Source organism: Erythrobacter sp. F6033 (genome assembly GCF_023016005.1).
GTDB lineage: Bacteria > Pseudomonadota > Alphaproteobacteria > Sphingomonadales > Sphingomonadaceae > Erythrobacter.
In genome coordinates, this window is the sequence record NZ_JALKAZ010000001.1 from 278,034 (window position 1) to 304,306 (window position 26,273).

A 26,273-nucleotide genomic window follows, 5' to 3' on the forward strand; every position below is an offset into this window, starting at 1 on the left:
TCCTTCAAGCTATGAAAAATCTGATCCTTGCCGCGATAGGCGTATTCGTCGCCCTTTCTACCCCAGCATATGCTCAGGAGGCAGAGCCTCGTTGGTCGATTGCTATCCATGGCGGGGCGGGGACGCTGGATCCCGATAAAATGACGCCTGAGCAAAAGGCCGCCTATGAAGCCGCGCTTCAGAACGCGCTAGACGCAGGCAAGACGGTGCTCGCAAACGGTGGCAGCGCGATGGAAGCCGTGCAGGCCGCAATCATTCCGCTTGAGGATGATCCCTTGTTCAATGCGGGGCGGGGCGCTGTCTTTACATGGGAAGGGCGCAACGAACTTGATGCCTCGATCATGGATGGGCGCGATCGCAGCGCGGGCGCTGTGACGGGTGTGACCACGATCAAGAACCCGATCCTGCTCGCGGATAAAGTCCGCACAGAGAGTCCTCATGTTTTCCTGATGGGTGAGGGAGCCGAGCAGTTTGCTGGCGAGCAGGGACTTGAAACCGCTCCGCCGGAATGGTTCGCGACCGAGCGCCGTAAAAAATCGCTGGAGCGGATGAAAGCGCGCCAGCTTTCCGCCTTGGATGTGGATCACAAATTCGGGACAGTGGGTGCAGTCGCGCTTGATCTCGAAGGCAATCTGGCGGCGGGCACTTCAACTGGCGGGATGACAGGCAAACGCTGGGGCCGGATCGGAGATGCTCCTGTAATTGGCGCAGGCACCTATGCCGATAACCGCAGCTGCGCAGTGTCAGCGACCGGCTGGGGTGAATACTTCATCCGCGTTGGCGTGGCGCAGGAGATTTGCACCCGGCTCCGCTATCGGTTCCGGATGGACATCGACGCTGTGCAATCCGTGGTGCCGAAAGACGCAGACGGAATGCCGACATATATTATTCACGCTTCCGAGTTTCCGCTCAGCGTGGAGTCGGCCCAGGAAGAGGCGGATGTGGTGATGGATGAGGTCAAGGAACTCGGTGGTGATGGCGGTGTCATCCTTGTAACTCCAGAGGGTCATGCTCTTTTCAGCTTCAATACGACGGGCATGTATCGCGGCCGTGCGACCAGTGATGGCGTGAACGAGGTGGCTATCTTCGCTGCGGAATAGAGCTTAGTTCCCGCCCAAGCGGCAACCCCGCGCCTCAAGGATCGGACGCATCTCGCGGTAGGCAGCGGGTGTGAGATGCAGCGGAATGTATGGATGCAGATGGTGCACGATATGAAACTGCATCCCCATCGATCCGATATTGCCGACAGCTGATTTCCAACTGCGTGTGTTGGTGTAGCGCGCCTGGTGCGTCGCAGGGTGATGCGGCGCCCATGATAGGAAGAACACAATATAGGTAATGGCAATCTGGTAAGGCAGCCACCAGAGCAGCAGCGCCTCCAGCGCAAATCCATTCCATGCCAGCGCGCCGAGGATCGCTATAAAGCCGACCCGGTAAAGCAGCGACAGGACTATCACACCCTCACGGCCATTTCGGGCCAAGCTAGCAAGGTAATCCTGATTGCGTTTTGCTTTGGGTTGGCGCCCTTGAATGGCGTTCCAAATGGCCTGCCAAGGTCCGCTTGCGCTCGAGGTGATGTCCACATCCAGTTCCGGATCATTGGTGTGGCGATGATGATCAAGGTGCGTCACGCGCAGCATCTGAAACGGCATTAACAGCATCCAGCTGGTCGCATGGCCGACCAGCTCATTGAGCCAGCGCAGCTTCGTGCCTGGACGTGCGATAATGTCATGCTGCGCCTCATGCGTCGGCAGATAGACAAGCGCCATGTTGATGGTTGCGATCGGAAAGGCAACCCAAAGCGGAAGGATGTCCAGCAGGACGAGTGGCCACAAGCTGAGCCAAGCGGCAAGATTGCCGAACGCCCAGAACACGGCGATCCAAGGCACCTTGCCTGAGTATTTCCGCGCAATTTTGAGCTCCAGCCGCCGGAGCTCTCCGTCCGAAAGCTGCGATAGATCAGCCGGCATCACAGGCGTTTGCGCATTCATATCCAGCGGCCTGTGACTTGCGCGAAGAGGCCCCAAGCACCGCCGATAATCAGGGCAAGAGTAAGAGTGGAGATGCCCAACGGCACGGTAATACCAAGAGCCTGCATGCCTTGATCGAATACCGGCACCAGAAATGCGAATGCGAAAGCAATCGGCAACAATCCAGCCACCAGTTTCAGCGCGCGTTCCATAACCCTCTCCTGTTCGAAGTGGGTATCATATTGCCACTATAATGAAAGGATGCGGTCTTGGCGGGCGAAGTCGGCGATGACTTCACCGACGCGTGCCAAAGCCTGTTCGGAGGCAGGATTTATCGCACTATGTGTTTCGCGAGCGCGGAAATAGGCCGCGAATGTTATTGGCGAACGTCCTTCGGGCTCAACGAAACCGATATCGACATAGAGGCTGTCCATGCCCGGCCAGAATGAAGTCCCGGTCTTGTCACCGGCCACCCAATCATCTGGTAAACCCGCCCGCACACGCCGAACGCCCGTTTGCGTATCGGTCATCCATTGGCGCAGCATTTCCCGCTCCAGCTCTGGCAACACATCACCATAGGCAATTTTCGCAACAGTCCGGGCCATTGCAAACGGCGTTGTCGTATCGCGCAGTTCGGTAGCGGGCACGTTGTTGAGCGCGGGCTCGATGCGGTTGAGGCGGCTCGTCTCGTCGCCGATAGATCGCCAGAATCCGGTCAGCTCTTCAGGGCCGCCGGCTTCCCTCAAGAGGATGTTAGCCGCTGCATTGTCCGAGAATTTCTGAGTAGCCTCCGCCAGTTCACCGAGTGTCGCTCCGTCCTTCAATCGCTCTGTTGTGAAGGCGGAATAGCCCATCAGATCGTCTGCGCTCCAAGTGACGCGGCGGTTGAGGCTGTCCAATCCAGTCGATGCGCGGAGCAGAATCATCGCCGCGAGAGACAGTTTGAAGGACGAACAATGGCCAAACCGGGCATTCCGGTTTAGATCAACGGAGTATCCCGTCGCCGTGTCATAGATTTCCGCGCCCAATGTGCCATCTGCGGCGGCTTCAACAATGCGGAGTTTGGCGGCCAACCTGCCCAGCTGACTTTGATCGGGAGGTAGGCATGCGGATGCTCCAAGCGCCATTGTTCCACCAAGAAAGGCGCGGCGCTTGATCATTCGAGGTGCTTCTCCATGCAGAGGCTGAATTCGTCCGAGATATAATCGCCGAAAGGCGCACATTCGGCAAATCCATGCGCTTCGTAAAGCCGCACGGCGGGAAGGAAAGGCGCTGGCCGTCCTGTTTCCAACCCAATCCAACTGTATCCGCGTGATGTCGCAATATCGATCAAATGGCGCAGCAGAAGCTTGCCCACGCCTTTGCCGCGATAGGCCGGAGCCGCGCGCATGGATTTCAGCTCGCCTTTCGTCTCGCTCAAATGCTTGATCGCACCAACGCCAGCCAAAATCTCACCATCGCGAACCGCGAAAAAGGAGACATCGGGTTCTCGCAGGCGTTCAGGCGGCATTGCGTGGACTTTGCAGGAAGGTGACCAGCTGTGCATCTCATCGAGGTGTAGCCGCAACAGTTCGAGCACATCCTCACCGGTCAGATCATCCGGCTGGATGGTGAATTGGCTCACGAGAATTTGTCCGCCTTGCGCTTGCCAAACCGCATGTCGCCTTCCAGCTTGGCGCGGAGTTGACCATAAAACGCCTCGAGGAACGCTCGCTCGTCTCCCGCTCCCGGATCCCATCCGATTTTACGGCAGATTGTCTCGTGCACTGCAGACAAAGCCTCGGGCTGGGCATCGCGCAGCATCCGTTCGAGTGTTTGCAATTCATGCTCGCCGTACACTGAAAGCTCTTCATCACCGAATTCGTACTTCGCGCCGGTGACCATGCTTGAACCCTTCGCAGCCGCCCCTTGGGTCGACAGTGCTTCGGCAAGTTTGGTCCGCGGTGCCTCGAGCACCCATGTTCCCGCGATCACATCCCCTGCGCGCAACGCGTCTTTGTTGAAGAATGGGAACAGCATGAAGATCAGGAACCAGATCATGCCTGCGATTCCGGCATTCCCCGCTGCCCCGCTGGGGGCGATCATCAGGAAGACAAGGGGCATGAACAGCTCGATATCGCGGAGCAGGTTGCGGGCAATAACGGCCTCAGGCGTCAAACGGCCGCCGTTTCGCGCAGCGACCCTGATGCCCACGACGCGCTTGCCATAAGTCGCGCCGCGCGGCCCCAACTCCATCGCCAGAAAATACCCATAGCGCGCCAGAAAACCGACGAGAATGAAGATGATGATCACGAATTCAGCTGCGCCTGAAATGTTCTCATCCAAGGCATTCATGGTGTCCTCGACCACTCCGCCAAGGATCAGCATCAAAACAATCTGGATCACCAAAAGGCCCAGAAATATGAAAACGAAATCGAGCACAAGCGCGCCCAGCCGTGATCCGCGCGCAGCGATTGTCACCGGCACGGCGAGACCTTCGGGCGTTATCAGCGTGCGTTCGCGCTTGTTAAGCCGATCAATTCTTCCGGTAGCGGCGCTCATCCGTCCTCCAGAGGCCGATTGGGCCGATAGAGGAAGAAGTAGGCGAGCCAGAAAGTTAGAAACGCGCCGCCGATGATGTAGCGGCTTTCCATGGTTTCCACGAGCTGCCGAGGGAATGCCTCAAGGAATGCCGCGACGACCATCATCAATACGACGCCGACCATCACAACGGCGCTGCGCCGCCCGCTTTCCGAAGCCGCTTCGAGAATAGAGCGCGTCCCGGGGAAAGCCATTGACCGGCCAATATGCAAGCCCGCCGCACCCGCCAGCAGGATACCGAAAATCTCGGTGGTTCCGTGCACGCTGAGCCAAGCACCAAATTCCCAGCCAAGCCCCGCATTGGCGAACAGCCAGACCATAGCGCCCAGCATAGCCATATTGTGAATGAGCAGCAGCAGCGAGGGAATGCCAAAGGCAAAGCCCAGCGCAAAGGCAAGGATGCACACGCCCGCATTGTTGCTAAATAGATAGGCCGCAAAAACCGAAAGCCCGCCGGTCGAATTTTCGACTTCAATGGTCTCGGCCAGAACCTCCCGGCTTGCGCCCGGAACGCGGGTGTCTGCGAGGTCGCCCGGCACCAGCCGATAATACCAGTCGTTGTTCTGCGCGACGAGCAACCAGCCGACGACCGCACCCGCTGTCATCACAAACAAGGCGATGCATACGTCCAGCCATATCTCGCGAACGGCGCGGCTCCACCCGCCGAGGAAAAACTCGCGCAACCAACCGAACAAGCCTTTGCGCGGGCCGTAGACCTGAAACCATGCCCTCTGGACGAGGCTTTCGAGGTATTTGAGTGTCGCCGCATCCAATGACGTTTCGCGCGCCACGGAAAGGCTGGATGCGGCGGTGCGGTAAAGCGTGGGCAGGGCCAGCAATTCCTCATCGTCGATCTTGCGCACGCCGCCTTTTTCCATCGCGACCACGATGTCTTCGAGCCTGCGCCAATCCGCCTCGCGCTCAAGGCGAAACCGGTCGGAGCGCAGGGCGGCGCTTTCAATGTCAGTCGGCGCGGCGATATCTCCGCGGCCGAACCACGATCCAATGCGATCTTTGACACCCTTTGTTGCGGGGACAGCCGTACTCATCCAATCGCCTCGCTGTTTTTGATGATGAAGTAGCGGTCGATCAGGCGATATCCGATCTGGTCCCAAGGCGCCTCAACCACATCCACACCCATCCGGCGTAGGCGCTGAAGCACGATAGAACGCTGCGTCGCAAGCGTATCGGCGGTTACGCTGCGGGCGAGGGTGGCGATGTCGCTCGGCTCTTCGCTCACAAATGTTTCAAGCTCGCTGTCGGCGATTGTCACGAACAGGACGAGGTGTTTGTCGACAAGCCGTCCGATGCTTTCGATCATCATTTCCGCCGCTGTCGGATCGGTGAAGTCCGAAAACAGCACGATCATGGATCGGCGCTGAAGTTTGGCGGTGAGGGTGGCCAAAGCGAGGGTGAAATTGGGCTCGGTGGATTCGTAATCCAGCGCTGCGGCGGCGCTTTGCAGACGGTGAAACGCGCGGCTGTCAGACGCGAACGGCGTCATTACCTGAGGACGCTGTGCAAAGCCGAACAGCGAAACTTTGTCGCCGCCTTTGAGAGCGACATAGCAGCACGTAAGCGCAGCAGAAACGGCTCTATCGATACGCGGCATCCCATCAACCGGCTCGCACATTGCCTGTCCGCAATCGAACGCGAACACGATCTGGTTGTTGCGCTCGCTTTCATTCTCGCGCGCATAAAGATGGTTGTGCCGTGCGCTGGCTTTCCAATCGATCCGGCGGCGATCCATCCCGGGTTCGTATTCGGAAAGCGCTTCAAACTGGGTGCCTTCGCCGCGAATACGCCGCGCGATCAGGCCATTTTGCGAATTGCGCAGGAAAGTCTGCAATTCGCGGCTGCGCACCGGCGACAGATCGGGCCAGATGCGGAGCTCTTTTTCAAGCACCTTGCTGGTTTGCCGAGCGCCCAGTCCCAGCGGCCCAGTCCACCTTAGCCAGGCGCGTGAAATCTCCGCAGTACCGCGCCGTTCGGGGAAGACATCAAACGCACCGCTGCGCGTGCCGCTTTCTTTATCGCGCAGCAATTTCACAGTCGCGCGCCCGGACTGCCCGAGCCGTGGATCAAATTCGACGGCGGCTTCGGGTTGAAGCGCGATCACACGAGCAAATCGGGCGAAGACTTCGATCGCTGTCGATTGGCCGACTTCCGTATCGCTTGGCGCTTGCACCACCCATTCGCGGCACGACCCGGCGAGCAACCCGTCGAGAATGATCAACCCGATCAAGACAATCGCCGCTGCTGGAGCCACGACCCACATCTGCGGCGCGATCGCCGCGATGATGAGCGCCACCGGAGCAAAGGCAGCGATAAGCCACGCGGCGCGCTCGGTCGGAACCAGAGGAAGGGTGATGCGGGGCAATGCCATTCGCTTAACGCGGCGCCTCGGTGCTTTCGACCAGTTCGGAAACAAGCGCTTCGATGTCGCGGCCCTCGATCTCTGCCGCCGGGCTTAGAGTGAGGCGGTGCCGCAAGACTGGAATGGCGAGCGCTTTCACGTCATCCGGGATGGCATAGGCGCGGCCCGCCAGCGCCGCGCGCGCGCGGGAGGCATTGGCGAGCATAACTGCGGCACGAGGACTTGCGCCGACGGCCAGTTCGGAATGTTCGCGCGTCGCACGGATAAGGCGCACGACATATTGGGTGATTTCCGGTGCGACCGTTACATTTTCCAACGCGCCGCTCGCGGCGACGAGCTTGTCGGAATCGGCAACCGCGGTCACGCCAAGATCGGCAGGACGCTGCGGGCCCTGACGCTTGCCGTAATCGGTGACGATCCGGGTCTCTTCGGCTTCGTCAGGATAGGGCACAAGCAGTTTGAATAGGAAGCGATCAAGCTGCGCCTCTGGCAGCGGATAGACGCCCTGGTTCTCGATCGGGTTCTGGGTCGCAACCACCATAAAGCGCGGGGGCAATTGGTGCGTTTCTCCATCCAGTGTCACCCGGCGTTCCTGCATCGCTTCGAGCAAGGCGGCCTGTGTCTTCGGCGGTGTCCGGTTGATTTCGTCCGCCAGCAGCAGCTCGCAGAAAATCGGCCCGCGCGTCAGCTTGAACTCGCTGGTTTGGAAGTTGAACAGGTTGGACCCAAGAATATCGCCCGGAAGCAGATCGGGCGTAAACTGGATGCGTCCAAAATCGAGGCCCAGCGCGGTCGCAAAGCTGTTTGCGAGGAACGTCTTTGCCGTTCCGGGAGGGCCTTCCAGCAGGACGTGGCCTTCGCTGACCATGGCGACCAGCAATTGTTCGACCATTTCATCCTGACCGACGACGGCTTTTCCAACTTCGGCGCGGATCGCGTCTGCCAGCGCGCGCAGTTCATCTAGGCTCATGCTCATTTCGCAAGTTTCCCTTCAAGCTCTCTCAGCGCCTGTGCGGCGCGCAAAATATCGGTGGGTGATTGGGCTTCGCGCAGCCTGTCTGCGCGAAGCGAAAACGGTTCTTCATCGGGCAGACGCGCAGCCAGCACGGCATCAATTGCTTCAGGGTCAGGCCGGGCCAACCCCAATCGCTGGCTGATCCGCCGGGCGGACAATTCGGCATAAGGAGCAGCCAACAGTCCGAGGCGTTTGGCCCGCACGATCAGGCCCGCCCCATTGCTGACCAGCCGTTTCTTGCCAAAAGCGATTTCCGGGCCGGTCACCGCTGCCGGGCCAAAACGCAGGAACGCGCGCCAACCGACGATCAACATGGCGAGGATCAGGCAAAGTGTCGCCGCTAGGAATGGCGGGCGGAATGCCAGCGTGAGCAAATTGTCAGCGCCGCCAAACCCTTGAAGCGTCATATCGAAAGTGATGGATTCGTATTCGCCGCCATATCCGGCCTCCCTGACCAGAGCGAGTGCGGCTTCTGCGCTTTCGGCGCTTCCCAATCCATAATTGTTGAGCAAATCCGGTTCGACCACGAAGATTGTCCAATGGGCGTCTTCGTAATACTCGCTGCCTTCTTCGCCGAGGATGCTGAGCGCCAGTGTGTGTCCAGCTCCATCGGTGATAAGCGGCTGATGCAGTTCATTTTCCTCTGCATAGGCGATCGTCTTGGTCGGCAATTCTCCCGCCGCTTCGACCCCGTCCCAATTGGGCACCTCGTCCTCGCCAAGCGTCTCGATCACGTGCTCTATTTTGAACAGGCCGGGCAATTCGCTGGTCCAATCCAGCTGGGTCGCGCTTCCCAATTGCACCCAGCCATCCTTGAACTTGTCAGCGGATTCGCTCGTTAAGTTGCTTGGTGGACGGGTCGCGTACCACTTCGGGAGAATTACGATTGTCGGGCCCAGATAATCGCGGTTCTCGATGATCCGGCCAATTTCTTCGGGGTCGGCGTAAAGAGAGGGAGTCAGCACCAAGAGGTCAGTCGTCTCAAGCCCGCCGGGCGTCCGTGAAAGGGTGATGTCGTACCCTTCTTTTTCCAGCAGCCTTACAAATCCCGCGTAACCGTTCAGCCCTGTGGCCGAAGCGTGAGCGGCTCCATCATTCTTTTGATCGCCGGTGTCACCAGCGCTCAGGAAGTAGAGCAGCGACACAAAAGCGAGAAAGCCGACCAGTACGATCCCTAGAACCGCGAACCGGCTGAACGGAGACGATGCGCGTGTAGAGGCGGCTGCCGTGCTCATACGGCGCCTCCGATTTTAACAAGCGCAAAATCGGTGTAGGCCGCGCGCGCGGCAGTCCAATCATTCTGATCGAGTTTTCGAAGGGCAAACAGGCTGCGTTCGACCCTCTCCGAGATCGTCCCGAATGCTCCGCGCGCGGCTTCGGACAGTGTCGGAAGAGCCGCCAGTTCGCGGGCCGTGCTCGATGGTTCAACCCAATCTGGCCGTGCCGCCGCGATTTGCCCTACGCTCCGTTGGAGCAGCAAATGGGTCGCTTCGTCATAGCGTCCCTCAGCTGCAAGCCGGTCAGCATCTTCGAGAAGCGACAGGCTCTCGCTGCGGGTAGGAGCCCATTCGGGTTCTCCCTCAGCCGCGCGATCTTTGCGCGCTTCGCGCCGTCTGCGGCCGACAGGGCCGATTGTGTTGATGAGCAGGTAGAGGACGAAGCCGACCACTAGAGCCAACAGAACCCATTGCAAAACAGGCCATATCCCGGCGAGCAATGCCCCGACCGGGGAAAGCAGTTCCCCAAGGAAACCGAAAAATGCGTTCAACGCTTGTTCGAAAGCACCCGGTTCCCGGGGCGGGATAGCTTCGATTTCTACCGGCGAAAACTGAATGTCGCTGTCATCGCGCACACTTTCCCAGCTTTCCAACGGCGCGCTGGTTTCCGCAACGGTGGAAGGTGCTTCGGTTTCGGCAGGAGAGGTCGTCGCCGGATAGGTCATTCGTCTGCGTTGGTGGCACGGCTCATCGCGCGGCGCAACAGCAGAAATCGGGCAATTCCCTATCCGCGGGGGCGTGCCTGTTCATAGGTGCCCAGAATTCGCAATTCCTTGGAATAAAACGCACATTCCTCAAGCGCCCGGTCGACGGCTGGATCGCCCGGAGCACCAATGATGTCGGCATAGAACATCGTGGCTGAAAAGCTCGCCCCGACCTGATAGCTTTCCAGCTTGGTCATGTTGACGCCGTTAGTCGCGAATCCGCCCATCGCTTTGTAGAGCGCGGCAGGAATATTCTTCACCTCAAAAACAAAGGTCGTGACGGCTTTGCTTTCTGGTGCGATCGTCAAGAATGTCGGCTTGTCTGCCAGAATGACAAACCGCGTCATATTGTCCGGACTGTCCTCAACATGGTTCTCGGCAATATCGAGGCCGTAAAGTTCGGCTGCGATAGCGGGCGCGATGGCCGCTTGTGTCGGGTCGCCTTTGTCCGCCACATATGCCGCAGCTCCTGCAGTGTCGGCATAGCTCAGCGGGACAATGCCCCGCTTTCGCAGGAAAGATCGCGATTGGCCGAGCGCTTGCGGGTGGCTGTATGCTGCTTCGTAGGGGCCTTTTCCAACCCCCATCAAGGCGTGATGTATCGGCATGAAATATTCGCCAACAATCGAGAGGCCGCTTTCCGGAAGCAGGAAATGGATGTCGGCGACGCGTCCATGCTGAGAATTCTCAATCGGAATGATTGCCTGACCTGCGCGGCCGTCCTTCACTGCATCCAGTGCGTCTTCGAAGCTAAAGCAAGGCAGCGGCATGGCATCGGGCCGCGCTTCGGTCGCGGCGCGGTGTGAATTGGCACCCGGTGAACCTTGAAACGCAATCGCTTGCGTAGGGTTGGCTTCTGCTGCGGCTCGAAGCCGGTCGACAATGGCCAAAGCTGGTCCGGGAAAACTTCGCATAGTGGCTGCCGTGCTAGTGCGGTGCAGCCATCGCGGCAAGCCCGGTTGCAAGGCTCCTTGCACGTAATGCAAGAATTGATGTTGCGATCGCTCTTGCAAGCGAGGGAGCCGGGCATTATTGGAGCGCCGGGATAACACAGGAAAAGTCTTCAGACATGACTCAAGAAACCGGCAATGGCGGCGGCGACATTTTCAACACAGCAGCAGGCTGGGTTCTCTTTGCTGGCGTCGTGGGCCTTGGCCTTTCGATCCTCAGCGGGAAGTTTTTCCACGCTGACAAACCTGAAATGCCGGAAAACCCTGGCTATGCGATTGCAGTCGCTGACTCGGGTGGTGATGGTCCCGCTGAAATGACTATGGCCGCTGCGCTCAATATGATGCCGCAGGACGAGCTGATCGCCAAAGGTGAAAAGGTCTTTGCCAAATGCATGTCGTGTCACACCGTTGATGCTGGCGGCAGGAATGGTGTCGGGCCGAATCTTAACGGCGTGATGGGTTCGGCATTCGGTGCGAAAGCAGGATTTGGTTATTCTTCGGCGTTGCTCGAAATGGGCGGCAGCTGGGGCTGGGAAGAAATGGACGCCTGGCTGAAATCGCCAAAGGGCTACATCAACGGCACATCCATGAGCTTCGCTGGTCTCGGCAAGATTGAAGACCGCGCAGCTGTTGCGCTTTACCTCAACGCTAACGGGTCGAGCCTTGCGGTTCCTGAATATGTCGAGGAAGCGGCCACCGCTGAAGCAGATGCCGAAGCCGAAGCGGACGTTGAAGGCGAAGCGGCTGCAGAACAAGACGCAGCGGAAGAAGTAGAAGCCGCGGCTGAGTAAGCTATCAATCGGGCGTGGTTAGTCGCGCCCCTTGAAGCCCTGAGCGATGACATACCACTCGGATGAGTCCTTGCGACTCGCTGGTGGTTTGGCGTGTTTGACCGTCTTAAAATGCTTCTTGAGCAGCGCCAGCAATTCGCTATCCGTGCCGCCGGCCAAAACCTTGGCGATAAAAGCACCACCCTTTTCCAAAGTCTCCGTCGCAAACCACGCACCTGCTTCAACAAGCGCCATCGTACGCAGATGGTCGGTCTGTTTGTGGCCGACTGTATTTGCGGCCATATCCGACATTACCAGATCCGGCGGTCCGTCGAGTGCTTCCTCCAGCGCGGCAGGCGCGGCGTCGTCCATAAAATCCATCTCAAAAATGGTGACGCCTTCGATCGGCTCCGTCGGCAGAAGATCAATACCGACGACGTTTGCCTTTGGTGCCTTTGCACGCACGACCTGCGACCAGCCGCCTGGTGCAATGCCTAGATCGACGACCCGCTTTGAGCCTCTGATTAAGCCGAAGCGCTCATCGAGTTCGATTAGCTTGTAGGCGGCGCGGCTGCGATAGCCGTCGGCCTTCGCTCGCTTCACATAAGGATCATTTAGCTGACGCTGAAGCCAGCGAGTGGATGACTCGCTGCGCTTTTTGGCTGTCTTTACCCGTTTTTCGGGATCTCGGCCGGAACGCGCCATTATATTGCCCTGTTTGAGTGGGTGTCTGAACGGGTTTCATGGAGAGCTTTCAAAGCGCGTTCGCTTTGCCGCTCTGCAGCCATCAGGCTGCGCAGGATGCCTTCGCGAATTCCGCGATCCGCAACGCCCAGCTTTTCAGCTGGCCATAGATCGAGGATCGAATCGAGAATGGCACAGCCGGCAACAACCAGATCAGCGCGGTCATTGCCGATGCAGGGCAGCTCGCTGCGTTCGTCCGGGGACATGCCGGACAAGCGCTCGCTGATGTCGCGCATCGCTTTTGATGGCACGATCAATCCATCTACGGCTTTGCGATCATAGTGCGGCAATTCGAGATGGAGGCTAGCCAATGTCGTAACGGTGCCGCTGGTGCCCAAAAGGCGAATATCGTCATGTGTCGAGGCATCGGCGATCCGCTCTGCAAAGGGCGCAAAGCTGCCTGATACGATCTCCCGCATTTTCGCGTAGCGCGCGACTCTGGCATCAAAAGTGTCTTCACCTCTGCCGACTGTATCGGTCAGAGAAACAACGCCCCATGGAACACTTTGCCAATCAATGATGCGCGGAATTTTGCCGCCGGGCTCCAACAGGACAAGCTCGGTCGAGCCGCCGCCGATATCAAAGATAACCGCCGGGCCCTTGCCGTCTTCCAGCAAGATGTGGCAGCCAAGCACCGCGAGACGGGCCTCTTCCTCGGCCGTTATGATGTCTAGCACGATCCCGGTTTCTTCTTTGACGCGCTCTATAAAAGCATTGCCATTGGCAGCGCGCCGGCAAGCTTCGGTTGCGACTGAGCGCGCGAGGCGGACTTTGCGGCGGCGCAGTTTCTCGGCACATACGGAAAGCGCGCCGAGCGCCCGATCCATTGCTTCATCAGAAAGTCTGCCCGTCTTGGCCAGATCCTCGCCAAGTTTCACCACCCTGCTGAACGCGTCGATCACGGTGAAATCGCGCCCTGAAGGACGGGCGATCAACAGGCGGCAGTTGTTGGTGCCTAGGTCTAGCGCGGCATAGGCTTCGCCAGGTCGAGGCCCGGCGTGACCGTTGGGTTTATTGCGCGCGGGATCGCTGTTTGGTGATGAGCGCTGCGAGCGAGATTTGCCTCTGCCTGCATCGCCTTTCTCTTTGTGTCGGGGGGGACGTTTGTAGCGGAAATCAGCTACTTTGCCGGACTTGCGGTCCCTTTTCTTGCCAACACTTCTTTTCGTGTCCGGCGGATTTGTGTCCGCCATAATACTGTATCTTTCATCTCACTCGCGCAGATTTTGCGCGGGCACCTGACACAAAAGCTAAACTAAGCACGCTCCAAGAGCAAGCGAACCGGGCCTTGACTGCGCTGCGGCGCGAAACTAGGAGGCCCGCTCTCTCGGCAAGAGCGACGATTCCGCCCGCCGAACATTGCCCCGTCGTCTAATGGTAAGTTTTTGCTAATTCCAATGAAATCAATAACTTAGAGAAATAGTTTTGTGCAACTCTGCATGAGTTTGGGCGCTTTGTTGCATTTTGACAGAAGGTTTTTTGTCATAGGATTTGCGCGCTAAGTGAGGCGCGATCTAACTCCGCGCGTTCTGGTACTCTTCCTAGCTCAACGCACTTGGCTAGGAGCTCGGCCAAAAGCCTCGTCGCGTCTTCGTATCCGCTCTCAAGTTTCTTTTTTGATGGTTTCGCGCCATGCACGACTCTCGACCGAAGAGAGTATGCTTTTTTGACCATATCAAACAGTTCTACCCTTTCTTCGAGACTTCCGTTCGAAAGCAAAGCGCAATAAAGCGCCAGCCTTCTGCTATGCTCGGCTTCCACTTGTAATAGCCCTTCAATACCCGCCCAAAGCAGCATGATCCGGTGCTCGAGATCAAAGAGATAGTGCGCGTTTCCAAAATAACGCATTGCAGATGAAAACTGCTCGTTATTAATGAGCTGTCTAAAGTTGGATTCGTGATTTTTGGCCCACTCGAGAGCTGAAGGGGTCAGCTCCTTGGAGCTAGAAAGCGGTCTGACGATCAGATTTCTGTTGGCGACCGAATAAACTGTGCCGCCTTTGCCTTCGGAACTATTGTATAGAATGAAACAAGGCGCATTAGCTGCAAGACTTAGCAGGTGAAAATCCCAAAGCCGGTTCCAAGCTTTCGTGGCTAGTGCCTTGCCGCCTGACGGATCTTTTACTTCGATTGAGAACGTTGCGACTTCGTGCATGGTCACAACGGCGGCCTGCTCTTGGATGGTCTCGCATTCATCCAGACTTAGCATTTGCAATTCCGGAATCTCCGAAGAAACCCAGACTCCGTCAACAAGCTCAAACGGCTGACGAACCGTGAGGCCGTGACCAGTAATCCGAACCCATTCGGCATCGTTCCAAGCGGTTACTTTCATGCCGAGAAATTTTCTTTTCCGTGATGGTACGGTTTGTGGGCGCTAAATTTTATTATGGTCACTAGTTCCGACCTTGCAAGTTCATTCGTTCGCCTTTGCACACATCTTACTGTGTGAGATAAAGATATCCAAAAATATTAGCATTCTTGTAAATCATACAATATGTTGAATACTTAGCAATTGAACAAATATAGATCGCGTTATAAAAATAAAAATTTCAATGAAATAATACTAGTGAATATTTAATATGCGACTTTATCTACTCTCAGATCTTGATTGAAAAAGAGTGATTATCTCAAAGTGGCCGGTCAATCGGGGGCGCCTGTCGTCAAACCAGTCGTTTGACGACCCACCATGCAAGAACCCCGGAACTCTGCGGTTTTTGGGGTTGCGCTATGCAACAACGCTGCTATTCCGCGCGTTTGTTGCATGATTTTTGTTGCATTTGCAACAAAGGGCTCTGCTAAATATCTGATATTATTCAGATATTTAATGCCCCGTCGTCTAATGGTAAGACTACGGACTCTGACTCCGTCAATTGAGGTTCGAATCCTCACGGGGCATCCATTCCATCGGTATTCCAACAGCGCGCGATCATTCGCTGTCTTGCCGATGCACCAGCGCGCGCCTAGAGCAAACATATGACAGATAAAGACCTAACAGATCACAAGTTTTACCACGCTGGCGAAGAATCGCGTTTCACCGAAGAAGCGCCTGATCGTACGCCGCAGACTGAGCATCCGGCTTATAAGCTCGCATTTCGAGACCATGATTTCCTCCTGCGCGACGAATTGCGCCCGGTCCGGTTCCAGCTTGAACTGCTGAAGCCGGAAATGCTGCTTGATGAAGCGCGCGTCGGTTCGACGATGGTAATGTACGGCTCTGCCCGGATCCCTGCGCCGGAAGAGGCACAGGCCAAGATTGATGCCGCTAAGAACGGCACCGAGTACGAGCAGAAAGTGGCGGAACGCCTCGCAGAAAAAGCCAAATACTACCAAGAGGCCTACAAGCTTGCGCGGCTGATTACTGAAAAGGCCATTATCGAGGATGGCAAGCGCCAGTTTGTAATCACAACCGGCGGCGGCCCTTCGATTATGGAAGCAGGCAACCGCGGCGCCAGCGATGCGGGCGGAGAGTCCATTGGTCTCAACATTGTTCTTCCGCATGAGCAGGCACCCAACACATATGTGACGCCATACCTCTCGCTGAACTTCCACTATTTCGCGCTGCGCAAGATGCACTTCCTGCTTCGCGCACGCGCCGTCGCCGTATTCCCCGGTGGTTTCGGCACATTTGACGAATTTTTCGAGCTTCTGACCTTAATCCAGACGGGCAAGATGAAGGCTGTTCCGATCCTGCTGTTCGGCAAGGATTTCTGGACCCGCGTTGTGGACTTTGAGGCAATTGCCGAGGAGGGCACAATTTCGAAGAAGGACCTCGAACTGTTCCGTTGGTGCGAAACCGCCGAGGATGCTTGGGATCACATCGCAGAATTCTACAACCTAGATTAGTCCTCTTCCGGGTCAGACAGAGCACGCACGGCCTGATGCCCTAGGGGACCATTGCCGAAGCCGTAACCCGGCGCGTTTTCGATTGCATGGCGGACAAAGTTCCGGCCCAAGCGGACCGCATTTACCAGTGGCTGTCCGTGGCCCAGCAGGGTGGCGATTGCCGATGACAATGTGCAGCCCGTGCCGTGCGTGTGCTGTGTATCGATCCGTGCGTGCTCGAATTGCACGGCGCGGGTGTCTGGCACATAAAGAATGTCGATCACGCGCGCATCGCCTGTGTGTCCGCCTTTGGCGAGGATCGCAGCCCCCGTGTCATCGCCTAATTCCTCGGCAGCGCCTGCCATTTGAGACGAGTCTGTCAGGCTTCGTTCAAGCAAATGGGCGAGCTCTGGCAGGTTGGGCGTGATCAAGGTGGCGCGCGGGAACAAGGCTGCGCGCATCGCCGCAATCGCATCCTGCGCGATCAGCGTCGCGCCGCTGGTCGCGACCATAACCGGATCGAGCACGACGGGCACTTTGCTATCAATCAGCTCGAGACCTTCAGCGACAGCGTTGATGATCTCGACATCGTGCAGCATGCCGATCTTGATCGCATCCACGCCGATATCATTGATACAGGAGGCGATCTGTTCGCGCACGATAGCGCCGCCCATCGGCGCGATTGCCTGAACCCCGACGCTGTTTTGTGCGGTGACGGTAGTGATCGCGGTCATGGCATAACCGCCAAGCATCATGATCGTCTTGATATCGGCCTGAATCCCTGCGCCGCCGGATGAATCCGAACCCGCAATGGCAAGAATGCGGGGAGGGCGATTGCCAGCCAAAACCTGCTCTTCGCTCACCCTTTGAACTTCCGTTCAGTCGAAGGTGGATATTTGTCATGCAGCTTTGCCGCGCGAACCGGGCGATCCATCAATTCACCGCCGCAATTGGGGCATTGGTCATCCATTTCTTCAGCGCATGGGGCGCAGAATGTGCATTCAAAGCTGCAGATAAACGCGCCGGGCGCCTCTGCTGGCAAATCATTGCCGCACCGTTCGCAATCAGGGCGCATTTCCAGCATTCAGCGTCTCCAGTTTACGTTGCGGCGCGCACGGCATCGCAGATGCGATCCACCACTGATTCCACTTGTTTCTTGTCATCACCTTCGGCCATCACGCGGATCACAGGCTCTGTGCCGGATGGGCGGATGACCAATCGGCCTTTGCCTTCGAGCTCTTGCTCCGCCTCAGCGATCACGGATTGAACGGTCGCGTTTTCCAAAGGAGCTCCGCCTTCGTAACGGACATTCTTGAGCAATTGGGGGACGGGATCAAACAAATGCAGGATCTCGCTCGCTGGCTTTTCCGACCTGACAAGGCTGGTCAGGACGCGCATCGCCGCGACGGTGCCATCGCCTGTCGTCGAGTGATCCAGCATGATCATATGGCCGGATTGCTCGCCGCCAATGTTGAAGCCGCCTTCCTTCATGCGTTCCAGCACATAGCGATCGCCGACTTTCGTGCGCTCTAGCGTGAGCCCTATCGAGGCGAGATACCGTTCAAGACCAAGGTTGGACATGACGGTGGAGACCACGCCTCCGCCTTTAAGCGATCCCTTTTCGTGCATGCGCGTCGCGATCAAGGCCATGATCTGGTCGCCATCGACCGCCCGGCCTTTTTCATCGACTACAATCAGCCGGTCCGCATCGCCATCCAGTGCGATGCCGATATGCGCTTGCTCTTCGACGACCCGGGCTTGCAACGCTTCGATAGCTGTGGAACCTACCCCGTCATTGATGTTCACACCGTTGGGGTTCACGCCCAACGCGATAACATCTGCGCCCAATTCCCAGATGGCGGACGGTGCGACCTGATACGCGGCGCCATGCGCGCAATCGACCACGACCTTCAGCCCGTCAAAACGCACCTCGCTCGCAACCGAATTCTTCACTGCGTGAATATAGCGGCCGCGGGCATCCTCGATCCGGCGGGCGCGTCCGATTTGCTCGGCTGGTACAAGCGGAATATCGGTTTCAATCAGCCGCTCGATTTCGGCTTCGGCCTCGTCTGACAGTTTGAAACCATCAGGCCCGAACAGTTTGATCCCGTTATCAGCGTATAGATTGTGGCTGGCAGAGATCATTACGCCAAGATCAGCCCGCATTTCCCGCGTTAAAAGCGCAATTGCGGGGGTAGGAAGGGGGCCAGTCATAATGACGTCGATCCCGACACTGGTGAACCCGGCGACGAGGGCGCTTTCCATCATGTACCCTGACAGCCGCGTATCTTTGCCGATAACAACGCGGTGGCGGTGGCCTCCGCGCACAAAGTGGCGGCCAGCGGCCTGTCCAACTTTCATTGCGGTCGCTGCCGTCATAACTCCGCTATTGGTGCGGCCTCTGATGCCATCTGTACCGAAGAACTTGCGTGCCATGCTCGAATGAGCCCCCTGATCGACCAGTGAAATTTGTCAGGCGCTTCTGGCGCGGTTATCGCCCGAATGGAAGAGTATCGTCGTAAAGAATTGCAGGCAAACGTCTGCCAGCACAGGGGTTCGGTTTTTTGAGCAATGATGTTTCGGCGGGCGCTTCGCCTGTTCCAGATAGCAATTTTGAGCTGGTGACCATCCGCTTGCCTGTCATTGCGACTTTCACGGCGTTGATTGTTGGCCTTGGACTGGGAGTAGTTTTTGCCGGGGATGTTCTTCCCCAATGGGTGCAGGATTCCATCGCGCTGGTCGGGACACTGTGGCTGCGGGCTTTGCAGATGACGATTATTCCGTTGGTCGCGAGCTTGCTTGTCTTGGGTATCGCCCAAATGATGAGCGCGGCGAGGGCGGGGAAAGCCGCCGTGAAATTTCTCGCCTTGGTCTTTACGGTTCTGATAGCGGGCGGCATCTTTACAGCACTGGTGATGCCGCTTGTGCTTCAATTTGTTCCGATCCCCGAAGCGGCCAGCGGGTTTCTTGCTGAAGTGCCGGAAGGCGAGCAGCAAGTTCCCGGAATTCTGGATTTCGCAGCCTCGCTCATTGCGCCGAACATGATCGCTGCAGCGGCAGATACGGCCATGCTTCCGCTCACGGTTTTCTTTGCGCTCTTCGCGGTGGCTATTTCGAAGCTTCCCAAGAGCCAGAACGCGACGCTACTTGGTTTCTTCCATGCGCTTGCCAATGCGATGCTGATGATTATCGGCTGGGTTCTGTGGCTGGCTCCGGCGGGCGTCCTCGCGCTCGCATTCGGCGTAGGGATGCGAAGCGGGGGCGGGGCATTTGCCGCATTGGCGCACTACATCCTGATCGTTTCTGCGATGGGCGGCTTCATTCTGGTGCTGGCGTACCTGATCGCTTGGGCATTGGGCGGCGTAAGCCCGTTGCGTTTTGCCAAGGCTTTGCTGCCCGCACAGGCGGTGGCGGTGTCAACACAAAGCTCGCTCGCAAGCCTTCCCGCCATGTTGGACAGCGCCACGCGGCTTAAGCTGCGGCCAGAAACCAGCGAATTTGTGCTGCCTCTCGCCGTTGCCATTTTCCGGGCGACCAGCGTGGCGATGAATTTGGCGGTCGCGCTCTATGTGGCGGCGCTTGCCGGTATCGACGTGCCCATTGCACTGCTGATCGTTGGCATATTGATTGCGGTTATCATCAGCATTGGCTCTGTCAGCTTACCCGGATCGATTAGCTTCGTTGTTTCGATTGGGCCCATCGCCTTGGCTATGGGTGTGCCGATCGAACCGCTTGCGCTGCTCGTAGCGGTCGAAATGCTCCCAGATATCATGCGGACACTCGCCAATGTCACGATGAATGTGGCGGTCACATCGGCGGTGGATCGCGGCGGTGAGGACACCGCCAGCGGCTAAGTCTTGGCGGCAGCGATGCCCAATCCTGCGGCGACATTGTCCAGCTCTTCAAGGATAGCGCGGTGCGCGCCTGCATCCTCTGTCGAACGCCGGGGGATGTCCCCGTCAGCCAACATGGAATTGAGAGTGGCGCGGGCACGGCCCACGCGGCTTTTAATCGTGCCAACCGCGCAGCCGCAAATCTCAGCAGCTTCTTCGTAAGAAAAGCCACCAGCCCCTACGAGCAGCAATGCCTCGCGACGTTCAGGAGGCAGGGTGAGCAATGCGCGGTGCATGTCCGACAGGTGGATAGGCTCTTCCTGACCAGCTGGCGCGGTGAGAATGCGTTCGGCAACGCCCTCGTCATATTCACCGCGAAACCGGTTGCGCCGCATATCTGTTAGATACGCATTGCGCAAAATAACAAATGTCCATGCGCGCATTGAGGTGCCCGGCTCGAACCGGTCCTGTGCAGCCCATGCTTTGAGCATGGCTTCCTGGACCAGATCATCGGCCATGTCAGGTCGACCACAAAGACCGCGAGCGAAGGCACGCAAATGCGGTACAACTTCGGTGAGTTCGCGTTTGAACGCCGCTTTTTCAGCCGGGGTGCGTTCTGGCAGTGGCTTCTTCTCAGCCACTAGTTGCTGTGTCCTTTGTCCGAGCCGCTGCCGCCACCTTCATCAAGCTTCTCGAGCAAGTCTTTGAAGCTGTCAGGGAGAGGCTCATCAACGACGGCATCGTAGAATTGCCGCAGACCATTGGCCCAATCCGGCGTATCTACACCTTGATTGCCATCTCGGCGGTTTTTGTCGTTATCCAAAGCCATTGGCTTAAAGAAATCCCTTCGTATCTTTTGATCGTGTCAAACATCTGCGCTCAAAATGCAGATGTGGACTGTAAGTGTTATGGGAACGATGCGTGATCTGTTTGGTTCCGACCACACAGAGTAGCAAAGATTGCAAATGAACACGAAGGCACCAGAAACAGAAAAGCGAGGTTCCCGACGCGACAGAGCGCGGGTGCAAGTGCGCAGCTGGATGCTCCGTTTTCCAAGAGCCATACCCTTAGCCGTATTTGCTGCCATTGTCGCTATCACTGCCCTCAGTGTGTTCTCCATCGAGCGCAGTGAGAAGGTCCGTCAAGCTGCGCAAATGCGAGAACAGGCGCAGTCTATCGCGTCCGAGCTTGAGCGGCGCGGTGACAGTTTTTCATCATACCTGCGCGCAGGAGCGGCGTTGTTTTCGAGCGTTGACGAGGTCACGCCTCAGTTGTTTCGTCAATTCGTCAACGAACTTGGGCTCAATCTCGATTACAAAGGCGCAGAGGGAATTGGCTGGATTACCGCGGTTCCCCGAACCGGCGAGGCTGAATTTCTTGCAAGGGTAAGGAGAACCCAGCCAGAATTTCCATCGGTCAGACCGGCCTCTGGTGCAGCTTTGCCGCGATTGGCGCCGGTCACCTACTTTTCGCCCGACACGCAGAGGAACCGGCGAGCGCTTGGCTTTAACATGTATTCCGATCCCGTGCGTGCAGCCGCAATGGATGAAGCGCGCCGGACTGTTCGCCCGACGGCATCGGGCCGCACTATCGTTGACCAAGAGACCACCGAAGATGCCGCTGGGTTTGTGATTGTCATGCCAGTTTACGCGGGCGAACCATCTATCAGGGACGCGCAAGAAAGCCTGGCAGGATATGTTTACAGCCCATTCGATGCGGCAAAGTTTCTGGAAGCAGCCATTGGCCGTTCGGGTTCAACCGAATTCGGTGTGAGACTTTACGATGGCAGCATTGATCCCGAACGCCAACTTTCCGCCAAACAGTTGGAAGGTCGAGTGGCGCACCGCGCCCAACAGAGTGTTTCAATCGCAAACCGGCAATTCGTCCTTGTCGTGGAAGCAGGCGAGCGAAGAGCTCTTGCGCCGCTTTCGATGATCACACTTCTGTTTGGTCTGGCACTGGCGGCTCTATTAATGTTGCTAGCGCGGTTGATCACCCAGCAGGCGCAAGAAGATCGGCAGCGATTGGCATTCTTTGAGGAACAGCATTCAATCCGCAATTCCTTGAGCCGCGAATTGAATCACCGTGTCAAAAACACGTTGGCTAACGTACTCTCGATTATGTCCCTGACACGGCGAAGGGCCACGGATCTCGATGACTTTGCCGACAGTCTGGAAGGGCGCATCCGATCGCTGTCCGCAACCCATGACTTGCTGACCAATTGCGAATGGGAAACGATCCCTTTGGGTTCGGTGATCAACGCGGAATTGCAACATTTCCGCTGCAATACCGAAAGCTCCTTTTCGGTTTCCGGACCCGAAGTTGAGCTTGCTCCCAATGATGCGTTGTCGCTTGGGCTCGCGATTCACGAACTTGCGACAAATGCAGCCAAATTTGGAGCGCTTAGTGCGCACGACGGCCAGGTCGAGATAATCTGGAAATCAATGACAGAGACGCTTGTCGAACTCGAATGGCGCGAGAGTGGTGGCCCGCGTGTCGAGCAACCGAGCAAGCGTGGCTTTGGTCTTGAACTGATCGAGAAAATCGTCGCGCACGAGCTGAAACAGCCAGTGCAACTTGATTTCCACGATCAAGGCGTGCGCTGTTTGTTGCATGTGCCTGTGCGCCGCCGCAGCGACTTTCAAATTCGCCAATCGGCTTCTGCAAGCGAAAGCTAGGCTTCTCTAGTCGAGAGGGCGGGTGGATCCAAAGAACAATGCCTGGCTGATCGCGGCCCGCACGGTTTGTTCTTGAAACGGTTTTGTTACGAGGTAGGTCGGTTCCGGCCTGTCCCCGGTCAACAAACGCTCCGGGTACGCCGTGATAAAGATAACCGGGACCTTTGCGATCGCCAAAATATCGTCAACCGCATCGAGGCCTGATGATCCGTCGGCGAGTTGAATGTCGGCAAGAACCAAGCCTGGCATCTTCTTCTCAACGACTTCCTGCGCCTGCGTTCTGGTCGCAGCGGTGCCGCAAATCTCGTGCCCGATGCCGCTGACCAAGTCTTCAAGCTGCATGGAGATAAGCGGTTCGTCTTCGATGATCAGTACCGATGTCGCCTGCTCGCGATCGATTTCGCTGATGGCCTCAGCAACCAGAGTTTCGATCTCTGACGCTTCCATTTGCATAATCTGCGCCGCCTGAGCCGTGGAGAAATCTTCGAGTGTGGTCAAAAGCAATGCCTGCCGACTAAGCGGGGTGATCGCACCAAGTTTAGCCTGGGCCCCGATTTCATGTTCCCCGCTCGCGATGTCGCCAGCGTCTGCATCCATATATGCGCTCGACCAGACCTTGTTGAACGCCGCGTATAGGGGGATCCGGCCTCCGCCCAAGGATGCCTTCAATTCCTCATCAGCGAGCGCAGCTTCTAGTGTTGCACGCACAAAGGCATCTCCAGTAGCCTGCGATCCTGTTAGCGCACGTGCGTAACGGCGCAGGAAAGGAAGGTTGGCTGCAACGTCTTGACCTAGAGGCATAATAACTCACTCTTTGCTGTGTTTTGTTTGCGGGATGGCACATCCAAACCAGCGCCATAGCCTGTCGTAGAGCCCTCGTCGCCCCCGACTTTGTGTGCAAAACTTACTACCAATATCATACGGGGCTGCGATCGCTTTTTAGTCTGGAAAAATGATTGATTAGGCAGTTGCCTATTCCACTCCCGATAAAAGATTCAAAAAAAGATTTGTTCCTCGGGAACCGCTTTCGGTGGTGCGCATTCTGCTAATATCACCGCCGATACCCCCCTCCCGTCCAAGCGGCGGTGATACGATCCCGAAGGCCATCACTCTCCCAAGTGATGGCCTTTTTTGTTTATGGTCTAACGATTTAGCGGTTTTTCGTAGATCGCATATTCGCGGTTGATCTTGCTTTTGATCGTATCTGCGATTGCGACCATGCCTTGATTGTCATCCAGCACCCAGCCCAACTCACCGCGAGTGGATTCAAACTGGCCATTTGCTTGAATGCGGATGTAGCTGATCATCATGAAAGCCAGCTGGCTTGCCATGCGAGAATTGTGCAGCTCCTTCAGCACGCCCATTAGTGGTACGCGCATGCCGGAACCGCGCGGTTTTTTGAGCCAACGAAGCATGTGGAACCAGCCAAACGGGAACAGTTTTCCATCAATCCGCGTGAGCGCGTCGTTAATATCAGGGAATGTGAGCATAAAGGCGACAGGTTTCCCGTCGACTTCGGCGATCATGTTTAGATCTTCATGGATAATCGTTTTGAGCTTCTTGCCAGCATAGGCGACTTCATCGGGGGTGAAGGGGACAAAACCCCAGTTATCTGACCAGGCATCGTTCAGGATCGAAAGGACGATCGCCGCTTCCTCGTCCCAACGCGCTTTGTTCACTGGACGGACATTGATCCGCTCATTGCGTTCCCCGGATTTCACGATCCGCTGGATCAGAGGCGAGAATTCGCCGCTGATGTCCAGATCATATGTGTAAAGCGTCTTTGCACGGGCAAATCCTGCCCCCTCGACCCAGCCCGCGTAATGTGCGGGATGATGGCCCATCATGATCATTGGCGGGTGATCTTGGCCGTTGACGAGCAGACCCGGTTCTTCCCAAATTGAGAGGGAGATCGGGCCAACAATGCGCGCCATTCCCTGATCGCGCAGCCAAGCTTCTGCCGTTTCGATTAGTGTTTTTGCTACCGCTTCGTCTTCCGCATCGAAATAGCCGAACATGCCCGTGCCTGGACCAAAGCCTTGATCTGCCGGCATTTCGAGCGCGAGATTATCGATATGGGCGGCGATCCTGCCGACCGGCTGAGAGTCGCGGTGCGCGATGAAGAACTGAACGCGAGCATGGCCAAAAAATGGATTCTTGTCCGGGTTGACCAATTCCAATTGTTCACTGCGCAATTGCGGCACGGAATTTGGCGTCTTTTCCGCAAACGCGCGGCCCACATCCACAAACCGTGCTCGCCCGCGCTTGTCGGTAATTGTCTCAATGCTTATCTGCGCGTCCATCCGGCGGTCTATCCCGTAATTCTGTTTTGCTATGCAGCGTGTTTGCCCTCGAACGGGTGCTACGTGCAAGTCAGTCGATTACTCTTGCCAACACATCCTGTTTGGCCATGCCGCACATAATGCGGTAAAGGCCGTCCTGAGAAAAACTATGAATATACAGCAGACCCCTTCCGCTGCTCCAAAAGCAGATGTGTCCCCGCAGCAACCGCGCCGCGCGGTGCGTGCCGATTTTCAGACCGAAGATGACAAGGACATGCTCCGCGCTGCTCGTGATCTGACCAAGGATCTGGGCGAGGCAAAGCCGGGCATTTATTGGCCCGACATGCTGCTTTCGGCAGGTGTTGGTTATGCTGGAATTGCGACAGCGATTTTGTCTTCAAACACGATCATTGCCGTGGTTGCCGGGGTTGTTGCATCCTTGGCCATGTACCGTGCGCTTATGTTCATTCATGAGCTGACCCATATCAAGAGCGACGCGCTGCCGGGTTTCCGGCTCGGCTGGAATCTGATGGTCGGCATTCCGATGCTGACGCCAAGCTTTATGTATGAAGGCGTGCATGTGATCCATCACAAGCGCACGCAATATGGCACGATTGAAGATCCGGAATACCTTCCGCTCGCGCTGATGAAGCCTTGGAGCCTTCCTGCTTTCGTTCTTGTGGCGCTGCTCGCACCTTTGGCGCTGATTATCCGCTTTGGCATTCTGGTGCCGCTTGGTTGGATCATCCCGCCGGTGCGAACATTTGTGTGGCAGCGATTTTCTTCGCTTTCGATCAACCCTGATTTCCGCCGCAAACCACCGACGGGTAAGCTGATTAACCGTGCGCGCTGGCAGGAAATTGGGGCGAGTGTTTGGGCCATCGCGGTACTGCTAAGCCCGCTTGTGTTTGATTGGCGGCCGATCCTGATCGCGCTGGCGATCTTCTCGGTCACGGCTGTTCTTAATCAGCTGCGCACATTGGTGGCGCATCTCTGGGAGAATGAGGGCGATCCAATGACGGTGACGGCTCAGTTCCTAGACAGCGTGAATGTACCGCCTCCTGGCCCTATTGCCGAGGTCTGGGCGCCGGTGGGGCTCCGTTATCACGCGTTGCATCATTTGATGCCATCAATGCCGTATCATGATCTGCCAGAGACGCATCGCCGGCTCAAAAAGGAGTTGGGTGAGAACTCGACTTATGACGGCGCAAACCATGCAGGCATGTTCCCGCTGGTCGGAAGGATCGCGCGCAGCACTATGATGCGCTGAGC

At 57.0% G+C, this 26,273-nt stretch carries 27 protein-coding genes and 1 tRNA gene; 7 read left to right on the forward strand and 21 right to left on the reverse strand.

What is annotated here, in order from left to right; genetic code table 11:
• Positions 1 to 11 precede the first annotated feature (11 nt).
• Entirely contained in the window at positions 12 to 1,100 is a 1,089-nt protein-coding gene (locus MWU39_RS01400; RefSeq protein WP_247158190.1) for an isoaspartyl peptidase/L-asparaginase, read from the forward strand.
• Positions 1,101 to 1,103: 3 nt separating this feature from the next.
• Here the strand turns inward: MWU39_RS01400 and MWU39_RS01405 are convergent, their stop codons facing one another.
• From MWU39_RS01405 to MWU39_RS01455, 11 genes are read right to left on the reverse strand one after another with little or no spacing between them, the layout of a single operon-like run.
• Positions 1,104 to 1,991 carry a fatty acid desaturase gene (locus MWU39_RS01405; protein ID WP_247158191.1) on the reverse strand — a complete coding sequence of 296 codons (888 nt, stop codon included), beginning with the start codon at positions 1,989 to 1,991 and terminating at the stop codon, positions 1,104 to 1,106.
• Entirely contained in the window at positions 1,988 to 2,182 is a 195-nt protein-coding gene (locus MWU39_RS01410) for a hypothetical protein (RefSeq protein ID WP_247158192.1), read from the reverse strand. The genes MWU39_RS01405 and MWU39_RS01410 overlap by 4 nt, the downstream gene beginning before the upstream one ends.
• Before the next feature lie 36 nt (positions 2,183 to 2,218).
• On the reverse strand, positions 2,219 to 3,130 hold the full coding sequence (bla, locus tag MWU39_RS01415) for a class A beta-lactamase (RefSeq protein ID WP_247158193.1): 912 nt from the start codon (positions 3,128 to 3,130) through the stop codon (positions 2,219 to 2,221).
• On the reverse strand, positions 3,127 to 3,594 hold the full coding sequence (locus tag MWU39_RS01420; RefSeq protein WP_247158194.1) for a GNAT family N-acetyltransferase: 468 nt from the start codon (positions 3,592 to 3,594) through the stop codon (positions 3,127 to 3,129). The genes bla and MWU39_RS01420 overlap by 4 nt, the downstream gene beginning before the upstream one ends.
• Positions 3,591 to 4,511, reverse strand: a complete 921-nt coding sequence (locus tag MWU39_RS01425; protein ID WP_247158195.1) for an RDD family protein — start codon at positions 4,509 to 4,511, stop codon at positions 3,591 to 3,593. The genes MWU39_RS01420 and MWU39_RS01425 overlap by 4 nt, the downstream gene beginning before the upstream one ends.
• Positions 4,508 to 5,599 (reverse strand): stage II sporulation protein M, encoded by a 1,092-nt coding sequence (locus MWU39_RS01430; protein ID WP_247158196.1) that lies wholly within the window; start codon positions 5,597 to 5,599, stop codon positions 4,508 to 4,510. The genes MWU39_RS01425 and MWU39_RS01430 overlap by 4 nt, the downstream gene beginning before the upstream one ends.
• Positions 5,596 to 6,936: a DUF58 domain-containing protein gene (locus tag MWU39_RS01435; RefSeq protein WP_247158197.1), complete on the reverse strand. Its 1,341-nt coding sequence runs from the start codon at positions 6,934 to 6,936 to the stop codon at positions 5,596 to 5,598. The genes MWU39_RS01430 and MWU39_RS01435 overlap by 4 nt, the downstream gene beginning before the upstream one ends.
• A 4-nt stretch (positions 6,937 to 6,940) precedes the next feature.
• On the reverse strand, positions 6,941 to 7,903 hold the full coding sequence (locus MWU39_RS01440) for a MoxR family ATPase (protein ID WP_247158198.1): 963 nt from the start codon (positions 7,901 to 7,903) through the stop codon (positions 6,941 to 6,943).
• The gene (locus MWU39_RS01445) at positions 7,900 to 9,177 is read right to left on the reverse strand and encodes a DUF4350 domain-containing protein (RefSeq protein ID WP_247158199.1); all 1,278 of its coding nucleotides are present in this window, start codon (positions 9,175 to 9,177) and stop codon (positions 7,900 to 7,902) included. The genes MWU39_RS01440 and MWU39_RS01445 overlap by 4 nt, the downstream gene beginning before the upstream one ends.
• Positions 9,174 to 9,884 carry a hypothetical protein gene (locus MWU39_RS01450; protein WP_247158200.1) on the reverse strand — a complete coding sequence of 237 codons (711 nt, stop codon included), beginning with the start codon at positions 9,882 to 9,884 and terminating at the stop codon, positions 9,174 to 9,176. The genes MWU39_RS01445 and MWU39_RS01450 overlap by 4 nt, the downstream gene beginning before the upstream one ends.
• A gap of 59 nt (positions 9,885 to 9,943) precedes the next feature.
• A complete protein-coding gene (locus MWU39_RS01455) occupies positions 9,944 to 10,837 on the reverse strand; it encodes a prephenate dehydratase (protein WP_247158201.1) in 894 nt (297 codons plus the stop codon).
• 155 nt (positions 10,838 to 10,992) lie between these two features.
• Between MWU39_RS01455 and MWU39_RS01460 the strand changes: the two genes are divergently transcribed.
• Positions 10,993 to 11,664: a c-type cytochrome gene (locus MWU39_RS01460; protein WP_247158202.1), complete on the forward strand. Its 672-nt coding sequence runs from the start codon at positions 10,993 to 10,995 to the stop codon at positions 11,662 to 11,664.
• Positions 11,665 to 11,682: 18 nt separating this feature from the next.
• On the opposite strand, the gene MWU39_RS01465 is transcribed toward MWU39_RS01460, so the two are convergent.
• The 3 genes from MWU39_RS01465 to MWU39_RS01475 all read right to left on the reverse strand — a co-directional run bounded on the left by MWU39_RS01465 (position 11,683) and on the right by MWU39_RS01475 (position 14,718).
• Positions 11,683 to 12,348, reverse strand: a complete 666-nt coding sequence (locus MWU39_RS01465; protein ID WP_247158203.1) for an RlmE family RNA methyltransferase — start codon at positions 12,346 to 12,348, stop codon at positions 11,683 to 11,685.
• On the reverse strand, positions 12,348 to 13,580 hold the full coding sequence (locus MWU39_RS01470) for a Ppx/GppA phosphatase family protein (protein ID WP_247158204.1): 1,233 nt from the start codon (positions 13,578 to 13,580) through the stop codon (positions 12,348 to 12,350). Before MWU39_RS01470 ends, MWU39_RS01465 begins: the two co-directional genes overlap by 1 nt.
• A gap of 289 nt (positions 13,581 to 13,869) precedes the next feature.
• Complete coding sequence (locus tag MWU39_RS01475) at positions 13,870 to 14,718, reverse strand: HEPN domain-containing protein (protein WP_247158205.1); 849 nt, start codon at positions 14,716 to 14,718, stop codon at positions 13,870 to 13,872.
• A gap of 493 nt (positions 14,719 to 15,211) precedes the next feature.
• Between MWU39_RS01475 and MWU39_RS01480 the strand changes: the two genes are divergently transcribed.
• Together MWU39_RS01480 and MWU39_RS01485 are read left to right on the forward strand one after the other, a co-directional pair.
• Positions 15,212 to 15,285: transfer RNA gene (locus MWU39_RS01480), tRNA-Gln, on the forward strand.
• Positions 15,286 to 15,359: 74 nt separating this feature from the next.
• Positions 15,360 to 16,229, forward strand: coding sequence for an LOG family protein (locus MWU39_RS01485; protein WP_247158206.1), 870 nt, complete (start codon positions 15,360 to 15,362; stop codon positions 16,227 to 16,229).
• Here the strand turns inward: MWU39_RS01485 and thiD are convergent.
• From thiD to glmM, 3 genes are read right to left on the reverse strand one after another with little or no spacing between them, the layout of a single operon-like run.
• A complete protein-coding gene (gene thiD / locus MWU39_RS01490; protein ID WP_247158207.1) occupies positions 16,226 to 17,071 on the reverse strand; it encodes a bifunctional hydroxymethylpyrimidine kinase/phosphomethylpyrimidine kinase in 846 nt (281 codons plus the stop codon). The two genes, MWU39_RS01485 and thiD, sit on opposite strands and share 4 nt — an antisense overlap.
• Complete coding sequence (locus MWU39_RS01495) at positions 17,068 to 17,292, reverse strand: DUF1272 domain-containing protein (RefSeq protein ID WP_247158208.1); 225 nt, start codon at positions 17,290 to 17,292, stop codon at positions 17,068 to 17,070. The genes thiD and MWU39_RS01495 overlap by 4 nt, the downstream gene beginning before the upstream one ends.
• 14 nt (positions 17,293 to 17,306) lie before the next feature.
• Positions 17,307 to 18,644, reverse strand: coding sequence for a phosphoglucosamine mutase (glmM, locus tag MWU39_RS01500; RefSeq protein WP_247158209.1), 1,338 nt, complete (start codon positions 18,642 to 18,644; stop codon positions 17,307 to 17,309).
• A 128-nt stretch (positions 18,645 to 18,772) separates the two neighbouring features.
• On the opposite strand from glmM, the gene MWU39_RS01505 reads away from it, so the two are divergent.
• The gene (locus MWU39_RS01505) at positions 18,773 to 20,062 is read left to right on the forward strand and encodes a cation:dicarboxylase symporter family transporter (protein ID WP_247158210.1); all 1,290 of its coding nucleotides are present in this window, start codon (positions 18,773 to 18,775) and stop codon (positions 20,060 to 20,062) included.
• Here MWU39_RS01505 and MWU39_RS01510 read toward each other — a convergent pair.
• The gene (locus MWU39_RS01510) at positions 20,059 to 20,682 is read right to left on the reverse strand and encodes a sigma-70 family RNA polymerase sigma factor (RefSeq protein ID WP_247158211.1); all 624 of its coding nucleotides are present in this window, start codon (positions 20,680 to 20,682) and stop codon (positions 20,059 to 20,061) included. The two genes, MWU39_RS01505 and MWU39_RS01510, sit on opposite strands and share 4 nt — an antisense overlap.
• Complete coding sequence (locus tag MWU39_RS01515) at positions 20,682 to 20,870, reverse strand: NepR family anti-sigma factor (protein ID WP_247158212.1); 189 nt, start codon at positions 20,868 to 20,870, stop codon at positions 20,682 to 20,684. The genes MWU39_RS01510 and MWU39_RS01515 overlap by 1 nt, the downstream gene beginning before the upstream one ends.
• A gap of 136 nt (positions 20,871 to 21,006) precedes the next feature.
• On the opposite strand from MWU39_RS01515, the gene MWU39_RS01520 reads away from it, so the two are divergent.
• A complete protein-coding gene (locus MWU39_RS01520) occupies positions 21,007 to 22,719 on the forward strand; it encodes a CHASE domain-containing protein (protein WP_281501047.1) in 1,713 nt (570 codons plus the stop codon).
• A 6-nt stretch (positions 22,720 to 22,725) separates the two neighbouring features.
• Here MWU39_RS01520 and MWU39_RS01525 read toward each other — a convergent pair whose 3' ends face one another.
• Both MWU39_RS01525 and MWU39_RS01530 read right to left on the reverse strand, forming a co-directional pair.
• Positions 22,726 to 23,520, reverse strand: coding sequence for a response regulator (locus MWU39_RS01525; RefSeq protein WP_247158213.1), 795 nt, complete (start codon positions 23,518 to 23,520; stop codon positions 22,726 to 22,728).
• Between the two features lie 341 nt (positions 23,521 to 23,861).
• Positions 23,862 to 25,022 (reverse strand): N-acetyltransferase, encoded by a 1,161-nt coding sequence (locus MWU39_RS01530; RefSeq protein WP_247158214.1) that lies wholly within the window; start codon positions 25,020 to 25,022, stop codon positions 23,862 to 23,864.
• 148 nt (positions 25,023 to 25,170) lie between these two features.
• Between MWU39_RS01530 and MWU39_RS01535 the strand changes: the two genes are divergently transcribed.
• Positions 25,171 to 26,271 (forward strand): fatty acid desaturase, encoded by a 1,101-nt coding sequence (locus MWU39_RS01535; protein ID WP_247158215.1) that lies wholly within the window; start codon positions 25,171 to 25,173, stop codon positions 26,269 to 26,271.
• Positions 26,272 to 26,273: the final 2 nt, after the last annotated feature.

Bases quoted from the DNA above. Each gene is read 5' to 3' on its own strand.
- MWU39_RS01400 (WP_247158190.1), top strand. From the start codon at position 12: ATGAAAAATCTGATCCTTGCCGCGATAGGCGTATTCGTCGCCCTTTCT.
- MWU39_RS01460 (WP_247158202.1), top strand. From the start codon at position 10,993: ATGACTCAAGAAACCGGCAATGGCGGCGGCGACATTTTCAACACAGCA.
- MWU39_RS01445 (WP_247158199.1), bottom strand. From the start codon at position 9,177: ATGAGCACGGCAGCCGCCTCTACACGCGCATCGTCTCCGTTCAGCCGG.
- MWU39_RS01455 (WP_247158201.1), bottom strand. From the start codon at position 10,837: ATGCGAAGTTTTCCCGGACCAGCTTTGGCCATTGTCGACCGGCTTCGA.
- MWU39_RS01410 (WP_247158192.1), bottom strand. From the start codon at position 2,182: ATGGAACGCGCGCTGAAACTGGTGGCTGGATTGTTGCCGATTGCTTTC.
- MWU39_RS01405 (WP_247158191.1), bottom strand. From the start codon at position 1,991: ATGAATGCGCAAACGCCTGTGATGCCGGCTGATCTATCGCAGCTTTCG.
- MWU39_RS01485 (WP_247158206.1), top strand. From the start codon at position 15,360: ATGACAGATAAAGACCTAACAGATCACAAGTTTTACCACGCTGGCGAA.
- MWU39_RS01425 (WP_247158195.1), bottom strand. From the start codon at position 4,511: ATGAGCGCCGCTACCGGAAGAATTGATCGGCTTAACAAGCGCGAACGC.
- MWU39_RS01530 (WP_247158214.1), bottom strand. From the start codon at position 25,022: ATGGACGCGCAGATAAGCATTGAGACAATTACCGACAAGCGCGGGCGA.
- MWU39_RS01470 (WP_247158204.1), bottom strand. From the start codon at position 13,580: ATGGCGGACACAAATCCGCCGGACACGAAAAGAAGTGTTGGCAAGAAA.
- MWU39_RS01535 (WP_247158215.1), top strand. From the start codon at position 25,171: ATGAATATACAGCAGACCCCTTCCGCTGCTCCAAAAGCAGATGTGTCC.
- MWU39_RS01435 (WP_247158197.1), bottom strand. From the start codon at position 6,936: ATGGCATTGCCCCGCATCACCCTTCCTCTGGTTCCGACCGAGCGCGCC.
- MWU39_RS01520 (WP_281501047.1), top strand. From the start codon at position 21,007: ATGAACACGAAGGCACCAGAAACAGAAAAGCGAGGTTCCCGACGCGAC.
- MWU39_RS01525 (WP_247158213.1), bottom strand. From the start codon at position 23,520: ATGCCTCTAGGTCAAGACGTTGCAGCCAACCTTCCTTTCCTGCGCCGT.
- MWU39_RS01495 (WP_247158208.1), bottom strand. From the start codon at position 17,292: ATGCTGGAAATGCGCCCTGATTGCGAACGGTGCGGCAATGATTTGCCA.
- MWU39_RS01450 (WP_247158200.1), bottom strand. From the start codon at position 9,884: ATGACCTATCCGGCGACGACCTCTCCTGCCGAAACCGAAGCACCTTCC.
- MWU39_RS01430 (WP_247158196.1), bottom strand. From the start codon at position 5,599: ATGAGTACGGCTGTCCCCGCAACAAAGGGTGTCAAAGATCGCATTGGA.
- glmM (WP_247158209.1), bottom strand. From the start codon at position 18,644: ATGGCACGCAAGTTCTTCGGTACAGATGGCATCAGAGGCCGCACCAAT.
- MWU39_RS01440 (WP_247158198.1), bottom strand. From the start codon at position 7,903: ATGAGCATGAGCCTAGATGAACTGCGCGCGCTGGCAGACGCGATCCGC.
- MWU39_RS01475 (WP_247158205.1), bottom strand. From the start codon at position 14,718: ATGAAAGTAACCGCTTGGAACGATGCCGAATGGGTTCGGATTACTGGT.
- MWU39_RS01465 (WP_247158203.1), bottom strand. From the start codon at position 12,348: ATGGCGCGTTCCGGCCGAGATCCCGAAAAACGGGTAAAGACAGCCAAA.
- bla (WP_247158193.1), bottom strand. From the start codon at position 3,130: ATGATCAAGCGCCGCGCCTTTCTTGGTGGAACAATGGCGCTTGGAGCA.
- MWU39_RS01515 (WP_247158212.1), bottom strand. From the start codon at position 20,870: ATGGCTTTGGATAACGACAAAAACCGCCGAGATGGCAATCAAGGTGTA.